Below are 10617 nucleotides of genomic sequence, written 5' to 3' on the forward strand. Positions count from 1 at the left end.
GACACACCAGTCTCTGACACCTCAGCGCCACCGACCGACGCGCCGCCGGCCGACGTAACGCCAGCCGACGCGCCACCGACCGACGCGACGTCGGCCGACGTAGCGCCGCCGGCCGACGTTGCGCCTCTGAGCGACGACGCACTGCTGGGATCCCACAGTGCCGATGCCTACGCCGAGCTCATGCACGAGGTCGTCGACGCGCTCACCGAACGCTTCAGGCGGGTCGACGCCCCCACCTCGGCGACCGACCGGGACAGCCTGGAGGCCGAAGTCGCAGGCTTCGACCTCGACGGCCACGGCATCGGAAACGTCGCGGCCCTGCGGGAGGCCGACGACCTCTACGCCCGCAATGCCGTCTGGTTCCACCACCCCAACTACGTCGCCCACCTCAACTGCCCCGTCGCCGTCCCCGCCGTTGCCGCCGAGGCGATGCTCGCGGCCATCAACACCTCCGTCGACACCTACGACCAGTCCGAGGTCGCCACGCTCATGGAACGACGCCTGGTCCAATGGGCCAGCCGCCACGTCGGCTTCGCAGCCGGCGACGGAATCTTCACCTCGGGTGGAACACAGTCGAACCTGCAGGCACTGTTCCTCGCCCGGGAGAACGTCCTGCGCGCCCACGGCGACTCGACCCGCCGCGACTTCCTGTCCCGACTGCGGGTTCTCACGACCGATCAGACCCACTTCTCCGTCTCCCGCGCCGCGTTCATCCTCGGACTCGACGCCGAGGCGGTCGTGACCGTTGACACCGATGCCACCGGTCGGATGGACGCCGAGGCGCTGGCCGAGCTTCTGCGCGACATCGACGAAACCGGCGGGATCGTCATGGCCGTCGTCGCCACGGCCGGAACCACCGACCTCGGTGTCATCGATCCGCTGACCTCCATCGCCGACGTCTGCGAGGCATCGAACGTGTGGATGCACGTCGACGCCGCATACGGCGGGGGACTGCTGTGGGCACCGCAGCGCAGGCACCTGCTCGCGGGAATCGGACGAGCCACCTCGGTGACGGTCGACTTCCATAAGACCTTCTTCCAGCCGGTGTCCTCGAGCGCACTGCTGGTGCGCGACGTCGCCCTGTTCGACCCGACGATTCATCACAACGACTACCTCAACCCCGAAGCCGAGGCCCAGAGCGCCGAGGCCGAACCGAACCAGGTCGACAAGTCCCTGCAGACGACCCGCCGCTTCGACGCACTGAAACTGTGGACGACGCTGCGCGCCCGCGGCTCGGACGAGATCGGGACCATGATCGACACCGTGTGCGACCTGGCCGCCGAGGTCCGCGAGGTCCTCGAGACTCAGCCGGACTTCGAGGTGCTCGGCGCCTCGGACCTCAGCACGGTCCTGTTCCGGTTCGTGCCCGCGACCGCACGCGGCCGAGAGACAGACAGCGCCACCGCCGACGAGTTGGTGCCGATGATCCGCCGCGTCCTCTTCCGCTCCGGACGCGCAGCTGTGGCCCGCACCACCATCGGCGGCACCCCCTGGCTCAAACTCACCTTGCTCAATCCCGACACCACTGTCGCCGACATCACCGCCGTGCTCGACCTCGTCCGCGCCACCGGCCACGGCATCCTCGCCGGCAGGTATCTGGAGAGCGCAACGACGGAAGGAGGTGCCGCATGAGCGCGCCCGACACACAGATCCGCGATATCGTCGGCATCGGCATCGGGCCCTTCGGACTGGGCTTGGCCGCGCTGTCGGACCCACTGCCCGACGTCGACGCCGTCTTCCTCGACCAGCGCGAGGAGTTCCGCTGGCACCCGGGCATGATGATCGAGGGCGCGACGATCCAGGTGCCGTTCCTCGCCGACCTCGTGACAATGGCCGACCCCACCTCCCGCTTCTCGTTCCTGCAGTTCCTCAAGGACCGCGGCCGGCTCTACCCCTTCTACATCCGCGAATCCTTCTCGCCCCTGCGCGCCGAATACGACGAGTACTGCCGCTGGGTCGCAGCACAGCTGGAGACGCTGCGCTGGAACCGCACCGTGACCTCGGTGACGAAGAACGACGACATCTACACGGTCACCGCCGAGGTGACCGATGGCTCCGGTCGAGCGCTGAGAACCGAGTCCTACCGCGCTCGCCACCTGGTCCTCGGCGTGGGTACCGAACCGGTCCTTCCAGATGCCCTGCAGGGCATGGACGCCGAGGGCGCTGGCCCGGTCATCCACACCTCGCAGTACCTCGATCACAGGGACGAACTGCTTGCCAGCGGATCCATCACGATCGTCGGCAGCGGACAGTCGGCCGCCGAGATCTACCGGGACCTCATCGACGACACCGAGGCCAGGGGAGTCCGCCTCGACTGGGTGACCAGGTCGCCGCGGTTCTTCCCGATGGAGTATACGAAGCTGACCCTGGAGATGACGTCCCCGGAATACACGGACCACTTCCGTGCCCTGCCCGATGACCTGCGCGAGCAGCTCGGGCGCGAGCAGAGGACCCTGTACAAGGGCATCAGCGCAGACCTCGTCGACGACATCCACGACACCCTCTACCGACTCAGCCGCGGCGGCAGGAAACTGCGCACCCATCTGCTGGCCGAATCGGAACTGCTGGCCGCCGAGCACGACGCAGAGTCCGGAGACTACGTTCTGCGCTTCCGCCACACCACCTTGGACAGATGCTTCGAACGTCGCAGCGGAGCAGTGGTCTCCGCCACCGGCTACAAATCTCAAGTGCCGGACTTCCTCGCCCCGCTGGGCGACGAGATCCGCCTGGACGGCAGGGGCCGCCTCGACGTCAGCCGCCACTACACCATCAACGACGCAGGAACCGTCCACGTCCTCAACGGCGAAGAGCACACACACGGAGTCACCGCCCCTGACCTGGGCTTCGGCCCCTGGCGGGCATCGGTCGTGCTCGCGCACGTGACCGGCCGCGAACCGTATCCGATCGAGCGCTCGATCGCGTTCCAGACATTCGGCCTTCCCGAGGACGGAAACCTGGACAGTGAGGCTTCGGATTCCGAGATCCCGGATGCTGAGACCGCGGATGGCAAGCCGCTGAGCACCCCGGACGACTTCGACATGAACTTCGACTTCGCCGACACCGGCGACAGGGAGATGACACACGTATGACCACCGACCTCACCAACGACGCCCCAACAACATCGGCACTCGACGCACCCAGAGTCGAGATCCGCGCGATGGACCCAGCGCGGGACACCCAGAATATCCATGTCTGGCTGAGCCACCCACGTGCGCACTATTGGCAGATGACCGAACTCGACGAGTCCGGAATCCGCGACTACCTCACCGGTGTCCACGATTCCGCCAAGGACAACGGATGGGTGGGCACTGTCGACGGCATCGACTGCTTCTACGTCGAAACCTATGCGCCCTCGACTCTGATCCCACACGACGTTGTCCCCACCGGCTCCGACGACATCGGAATGCACCTGCTCGTCGCACCGCCCGACGGCGACGGAGTGCGCGGACTCACGAACCGGATCATGGCCGAGGTCATCGACTTCTGCCTGCGCTCGAGCGAACAGGGTGGCCGAGGCGGACGCCGAGTCATCGTCGAACCCGATGTGAGGAACACGGCCATCCTCGAGAAGAACCGGGCCGCCGGCTTCAGCCCAGTGCGGGAGGCGACCATCATGATGGGCGAGGAGCGGAAACGGGCTCTGATCAGCATCTGCACTCACGAGGACTTCGAGTCCAGTGAGCTGATCGCACTCCTGGACCGTGACGATCACGGACTCACTGACAGCGTCCGTACTTCAATGGGTGAGCCATTGTGCGATGACGAACGTCCGGCCTCAGTCGCAGCCACTCCGAGCACATACTCCCACCTCGATCGCGACACCTTCGCGGTGGCCCAGCGACACCTCGTGGCCAAGGCTCTGTCCGAATTCGCACACGAACGCCTCATCGCACCGGTCCGAGCCACCGGCCCGGACGCCGGTCCAGAGACTTGGGAGCTGCGGATCGAGGACTCCGATTCGTCGAAGGGCGAACCGGCCACCCGCTACACCTTCACCGCCCGAGTCCTGCAGCTCGAACACTGGGTGATCGACGAAGACAGCATCACCCGCTTCGTCGATGACGCGCAGACGCCACTCGACGCCCAAGAACTCATCGTCGAGCTCCAAGACGCGCTCGACATCCCAGAGGACCTGATGTCGACCTACCTCGAGGAACTCGCCTCGACCCTGGCCAGCAGCGCTTTCAAACTCGACGAGGCGGTCAAGGGTCAGCGCCCGGACTCCACCGACCTCCTGACTTCCGACTTCCAGACCACCGAGGCGGCCATGACAGAGGGCCACCCAGGGTTCATCGCGAACAACGGGCGCATCGGATTCTCCCTGTCCGACTACCGCCGCTGGGCCCCGGAGACCGGCCGCACCACACGCATCGAATGGCTCGCGGCGACCCGCGAACACAGCCACCTCTCGCTCGGTGAAGGCTTCGATGAAGCGACACACCTCGACTGGGCACTCAGCCCGGTCGAACGTGAACTCTTCGACTCCAGAATCCGGGCAGCAGGGCGTGACCCCGAGGACTTCCATCTCCTCCCTGTCCACCCCTGGCAGGCCGACCACCGACTCGCGATCACCTTCGCCGCTGACATCGCCCGCGGTGACCTGCTGCCCCTGGGGTTGGGCCTCGACGAGCTTCAGCCGCAGCAGTCCCTGCGCACGTTCTTCAACCAGTCCCGCACTGCCGCCCCCTATGTGAAGGTCGCGCTGGCGGTGCAGAATATGGGTTTCATCCGGGGCCTGTCCCCGAAGTACATGCGCGACACCCCAGCCATCAACGACTGGATCGCCGAGCTCATCGGCACCGATCCTGTCTTCGGGCAGACAGGTTTCCAAGTCCTGCGGGAGCGCACCGCGCTGGGCTACACCGGCGACGTCTACCACCGCACCCAGGAGACGAACCCGCATCGGAAGATGCTCGCGGCGCTGTGGCGAGAGAACCCGCTGACCGTGCTCGAACCCGGGCAGAAGGTGATCACCATGGCGGCTCTGCTGCACCGCGATCATCGGGGAGTCGCCTTCGCCAGTGAACTCATCCGCGCCTCAGGCCAGGCGCCCGAGGACTGGGTTCGGTCCTATCTGCGGGCGTACCTGCACCCACTCGTCCACGCTCTGTTGGCCCACGATCTCGTGTTCATGCCGCACGGGGAGAACCTCATCCTCATCCTCGATGAGAACATCGTGACCGGTGCATTCATGAAGGACATCGGCGAGGAGGTTGCCGTCCTCGGTCACCGCGAGCTGCCAGGCGATGTGGAGCGCATCCGGGCGCTGGTCCCGGGGGAGGAGAAGGCCCTGTCCGTGTTCACGGACATGTTCGACGGAGTGCTGCGCCACCTCGGCGGAATCCTCGACTCCGACGGCCTGCTGAGCTCGGAGAAGTTCTGGGCACTGGTCGCCGAGGTGCTCGACCGCTACGAGACCGAGCATCCAGACCTCGCTCGCGGGCTCGCCGGAGATGTGGACCTGCGCGCCGAACGCTTCGCCCACTCGTGCCTCAACCGACTCCAGCTGCGCAACACGAAGCAGATGGTCGACATCGGCAACCAGGCCGAATCGCTGCTCTATGCCGGAACGATGAGAAACCCCGTGGCACGCTGATCCGAAAGCCACCATGTTCGCCGAGGTGGGCGCTGGGTCCCAGCCCCCACCTCGGCGAGCGGGAGATCGGGCATTTCGACCGATCCGCTGCATCAACGATGACCCCACGGCGAAGGCCGAATGTTCGGTGGTGTGCACCACGCCCCCTGTCCATTCGCGAAGGCAGGACTGACAGACGAAAACTTCGCCTTTGAGATCGGGTCAGGTCTCGCGTGGGCAGGCAACTTCGTGGTTCGATGACTGAGTGAAGGCATTCGGAAGGGAAGCAGAAGGCAATGAGTGATCTTCGGCAAGAAGAAGCAGCGTTGACCGGCAGAATCGAGATTCTCGAGGCGATCTGTCTCGCGTTGGATCGGCGCCGAGAAGTGCTTGGCCTTGACCTTCTGGGTGCACACGCAGTGCTCGATCTGCAATTGCAGCGACTGACTGCCTCGTCGCGAGATCGAACTTCTGCGGAACTGGCGGAGGCCAACGCTCGCCTACGCGAACTGCGGAACACTCCGAAGATGTGAGCTCTGGAGGGCAGTCTCGCCGCTCTTCTTTGAGTGATCAGTGATTATCCGGATCGAACGTCGATCCGGTCGTGCCTCCAACTGGGTCCACTCAGGCACCAACGGTTAGTATCAATCCAACGGTCGCCGATACGGGGCCGCGCAACGGTGCGAGGAATTCCCGACTCAAAGGTGTGCTCATGGCGAAGCAGAACGATCGGCCGACTCTGGCCACGGTCGCTTCGCGTGCAGGTGTGAGCATCAAGACCGCTTCTCGGGTGCTCAACGGCGAAAAACACGTGGCCACGAGCACCGCCGAGAAGGTCGAGGAAGCCGCCGCTGAGCTTGGATTCCGCCTCAACTCCACCGCCAGACGCCTGCGCGCCGGTGGCAGGTCACCCTACATCGGCGTGGTCATGAGCGACGGCGATGACCCCTTCCAATCTCGTCTCTTCAGTCTGCTGGAGGCCGAGTTGGGCAGGGCCGGCCTGCGTCCGGTCGTGACCATCACGGCCGACGATCCCGAACGTGAACGGGTCTTCCTCGACGAGTGCCTGGCCAATGACATGTCCGGACTCTGCATCATCCGATCCCACCCGGACGCAGCCCATTCCTACGCCGAGGTGGCATCTGCTGACGTGACGATCGTGTCCTTCGATCCCTCGATAGCAGGGGGTGCAGTGGCCGTCATCGCCGGCGACGAGGAACGTGCCGGCAGGCTCGCCGCCACCCAGCTCCTCGAGCACGGGCACATCAGCATCGGCGTCATCGGCGATCGCTCGACCAGCTCGATCACCGCCGACCGACTCGCCGGAATCCAGTCGGCATTCGCCAGACGTTCGGACGTCGGATGGCGAGCCTACATGGAGGAAGACGCCCACGACCTGGTCAGTGCGAAGAACGTCGTGGCTGCCTGGTTGGGGTCCCGTACCGCACCGAGCGCACTGATCACCCTGTCCGCGACCCTGACCCAGGGAGCCATCGATGCCTGTCGGCGACTTGACCAATGGCCGGCGCTGGTGGGCATCGATGATTTCCCCACCGCGGATCTCCTGGACGTGACCGTGATCGATCGGGATGTCGTTTCCATGGCCGCCGAGGCGGTCCGACGTCTGCAGGAAGCCTCCCGTTCCGCGCCTGACGCTGGTGCGGGGCCCGGTTCCGACGGTGCGCTCGGGAGTGGCCCCTCGCCTCGGCGGTGGGAGATTCCGGTCCATGTGATCGCCCGCGGCAGTGGCGAAGAGCCCCCTGACAAGTGACGCTGTCCGGAGAGACTTCCGACGGAACTTTTTCGGCGAAACAGTTGACACAGAGCCTCGATCAGCGAATTATATTGAACAGCCTGACAACGTTGTCAGAAAGATTGAAAGGTTCACAATGAGGCAAAACCTGCAGTCCCGCAACAATTCGTCCCGGAAGAGGTGGGCCCTCCTCGGCGCCTCGGTTGCTATCGGCGCTCTCGCGCTCAGCGGCTGTGGCAATCAGAAGGGCCAAGGCAACGAGCAAGCCGACAGCGGCTCGGGTTCAGACGGTGACGTCACCATCGCCCTGCTCCTCCCGGAGTCCAAGACCACCCGGTACGAATCCCTCGACAAACCGAACTTCGAGAAGTACGTCGCAGAGGCCAACCCCGATGCGAAGATCGAGTACCGCAACGCGAACCAGGATGCGACCCAGCAGCAACAGCAGTTCGAAGCCGCGGTGACCGAGGGCGTCGATGCCATCGTCCTCGACCCGGTAGACGCTTCGGCGGTGGCTTCGGCACTGTCGAAGGCTCAAGCCAAGAAGATCCCGGTCATCGCCTATGACCGCTTCTTCGAGGGCGCGGACTACTACACCTCGTTCGACAACAAGAAGATCGGCAACCTGCAGGGCCAGGCCGTCCTCGACGGGCTCAAGGCCGAGGGCACGGACCCGAAGTCGGGTCCGGTCTGGATGGTCAACGGTGATCCGAAGGACCCGAACGCCGCCGACTTCAAGGCCGGTGCCGAGGAGACGCTCAAGGGCGCCGGGGTCGACATCGCTGAAAGCCATGACACCCTCGACTGGAACCCCGATGACGCCCGCAAATGGGTCCAGGGTCAACTGCAGAGCGCGGAGGAAGAGCCGATCGCCGTCTACGCGGCCAATGACGGCACCGCCGGAGGTGTCCTCGCCGCCACGAAGAAAGCCAAGGTCAAGCCCGTTGTCACAGGACAGGATGCTGAGGTCGACGGCCTGCAGAACATCCTCAGGGGCGACCAATACGCCACGATCTACAAGTCGATTCCACCCCAGGCGGAATTCGCTGCGAATGCGGCTGTCGCCCTGGCAGGCGGCGAGAAGCCCGAGGGGTCAACGACCTACAAGGACACTCCGACAGACTTCGTTGAGGCCAAGGTCGTCACGAAGGACACGGTCAAAGACATCGTGGGTGATCAGATCAAGGCCGAAGACATCTGCACCGGTGATGTGAAGAAGCTCTGCGAAGACGCCGGCGTCAAGTAGGCATCACGCAACGCCAAGTGGAGATCGGCGAGTAGGAACATATGAATTCTCATAGCAATGATCCGGTGCCCGCGAGTACGCGGGTGCCGGACCGCGGGGCCGAACCGGTCCTCCAGCTGCGCGGAATCAACAAACGATTCGGCGCGGTCCAGGCACTGACCGATATCAACCTGACCATCGGCCGCGGCGAAGTCGTCGGCCTCGTCGGTGACAACGGTGCAGGCAAGTCCACCCTGGTCAAAGTCCTCGCCGGAGTCCATCCGGCCGATGAAGGCGAGATCCAGTTGGACGGGCGGGCCCAGAAGTTCGCCTCACCGAAAGATGCGCAGAAGGCAGGGGTCGCCACGGTCTTCCAGGATCTCTCGCTGTGCGAGAACCTCGACGTGGTTGCCAACCTGTTCCTCGGACATGAAACGACCCGGCGCGGTGTCCTCGACGAGGTTGCCATGGAAGCGAAGTCATGGGAACTGCTGCACAGCCTGTCGGCGAAGATCCCGAGCGTCAGGGTGCCGATCGCGGCCCTGTCCGGCGGACAGCGGCAGACGGTCGCGATCGCCAGGTCCCTCCTCGGCGAACCTTCGATCGTGATGCTCGACGAGCCGACGGCGGCGCTCGGTGTCGCACAGACCGCAGAGGTGCTCAACCTCATCGAGCGGCTGCGTGAACGCGACCTCGGAGTGCTGCTGGTCAGCCACAACATGGCCGATGTGCAGGCCGTCTGCGACCGAGTCCACGTTCTGCGTTTGGGTAAGGATGCCGGCGACTTCCCCGGGGACGAGCGCACGGATGTGCTGGTCGCCGCGATCACCGGAGCCAGTGACAACGCGGTGACGCAGAGAGCAACCCGGAGAGGTGAACGCCGATGACTCGCAACTCATTCATCACCGACGAACGCATCACCGACGACGGTCTCATCGCCACGTTCGTGCGCAGGGTCAAGGAGGGCCAGCTCGGCTCGTTCCCCGTGATCCTGGCACTGGTCGTCATCGTCATCGTCTTCCAGACGGCGAACAGCAATTTCATCTCCCCGGCCAACCTTGTCAATCTGTCTTCGACAGTGGCCTACCTCGCGATCCTCGCATTGGGCATCAACCTCATCCTGCTGCTCGGCGAGATCGACTTGTCACTGGCGCAGCTGGGCGGACTGGCGGCCTCGCTGTTGGGTGTGCTGGTCATCAGACAGGGGGTACCGCCCCTGGCCGCTCTGGGCATCATGCTGCTCTTGGGGCTCGTCGTCGGAGCGATCCAGGGATGGTTCTTCGCCGTTGTCGGAATTCCGGCATTCGTCGTCACCCTCGCGGGTCTGCTCGCGTACACCGGGCTGACCCTGACGACGCTGGGTACGCAGAAGAACCTGTCGATGGCGAATTCCTTCGCCTTCGACTTCGCCAGCTTCTACTTCCCTGCCCTCTGGGCCTATGTCTTCGGAGCGGTCGCGGTCATCGGCTTCGGCGCCGGAATCGTCTACTCGAAGCTGCGCCGGCACAGAGAGGGGCTCTCCAGCCCGAGCTGGACCTCGGTGATCGTGCGCACCGCCATTCTCGCGGCGGTCGTGTTCGGGTTCCTCATCCTGGTCAACCAGGACTTCGGTCTGGCCATGCCCTTCCTTCTCATGATGGTCATTGCCATCGGCATCGACCTCGTTCTGCGCAAGACCAAGTATGGCCGTTCGATCTATGCCGTCGGCGGCAAGGTCGAGGCCGCCAGGCGCGCTGGCATTCGCGTCACCTGGGTGCGGATCAGTGTGTTCATGGCCGCCGGTGTCCTGGCGGCGCTGTTCGGCTTCATCAAAACCGGTGTCACGACCAACGCCGGATCGACGCTGGTGAGCACGCAGGATCTGCTCAATGCAATCGCCGCCGCGGTCATCGGCGGAACCTCCCTGTTCGGTGGGCGCGGCAGTGCTTGGGCCGCCGTGCTCGGTGCGCTGGTCGTGGGTGCGATCAACAATGGTCTCTACCTCATCGGCTTCAGCTCCGATGCGCAGCAGATCATCACCGCCCTCGTCCTGCTCACGGCCGTCGTCGTCGATGCGTTGAGCCG

The 10617-nt window shown here is 64.7% G+C and carries 7 protein-coding genes; all 7 read left to right on the forward strand.

Going from position 1 to position 10617, the window contains the following annotated elements:
• Positions 1-180: 180 nt before the first annotated feature.
• A complete protein-coding gene (locus L0G76_RS10890) occupies positions 181-1632 on the forward strand; it encodes a pyridoxal phosphate-dependent decarboxylase family protein (RefSeq protein ID WP_304357263.1) in 1452 nt (483 codons plus the stop codon).
• The gene (locus L0G76_RS10895; protein WP_304357257.1) at positions 1629-3089 is read left to right on the forward strand and encodes a lysine N(6)-hydroxylase/L-ornithine N(5)-oxygenase family protein; all 1461 of its coding nucleotides are present in this window, start codon (positions 1629-1631) and stop codon (positions 3087-3089) included. Before L0G76_RS10890 ends, L0G76_RS10895 begins: the two co-directional genes overlap by 4 nt.
• Positions 3086-5596 carry a GNAT family N-acetyltransferase gene (locus tag L0G76_RS10900; RefSeq protein ID WP_304357258.1) on the forward strand — a complete coding sequence of 837 codons (2511 nt, stop codon included), beginning with the start codon at positions 3086-3088 and terminating at the stop codon, positions 5594-5596. Before L0G76_RS10895 ends, L0G76_RS10900 begins: the two co-directional genes overlap by 4 nt.
• Before the next feature lie 691 nt (positions 5597-6287).
• The gene (locus L0G76_RS10905; RefSeq protein ID WP_304357259.1) at positions 6288-7346 is read left to right on the forward strand and encodes a LacI family DNA-binding transcriptional regulator; all 1059 of its coding nucleotides are present in this window, start codon (positions 6288-6290) and stop codon (positions 7344-7346) included.
• A gap of 118 nt (positions 7347-7464) precedes the next feature.
• Positions 7465-8574, forward strand: coding sequence for a substrate-binding domain-containing protein (locus L0G76_RS10910; RefSeq protein ID WP_304357260.1), 1110 nt, complete (start codon positions 7465-7467; stop codon positions 8572-8574).
• 41 nt (positions 8575-8615) lie between these two features.
• The gene (locus L0G76_RS10915; RefSeq protein WP_304357261.1) at positions 8616-9440 is read left to right on the forward strand and encodes an ATP-binding cassette domain-containing protein; all 825 of its coding nucleotides are present in this window, start codon (positions 8616-8618) and stop codon (positions 9438-9440) included.
• Positions 9437-10617: sugar ABC transporter permease (locus L0G76_RS10920; protein ID WP_304357262.1), on the forward strand; the 1181-nt coding region annotated here is incomplete at its 3' end. The genes L0G76_RS10915 and L0G76_RS10920, both read left to right, overlap by 4 nt.

The organism is Brevibacterium picturae, from assembly GCF_030453725.1.
Classification (GTDB): domain Bacteria; phylum Actinomycetota; class Actinomycetes; order Actinomycetales; family Brevibacteriaceae; genus Brevibacterium; species Brevibacterium sandarakinum_A.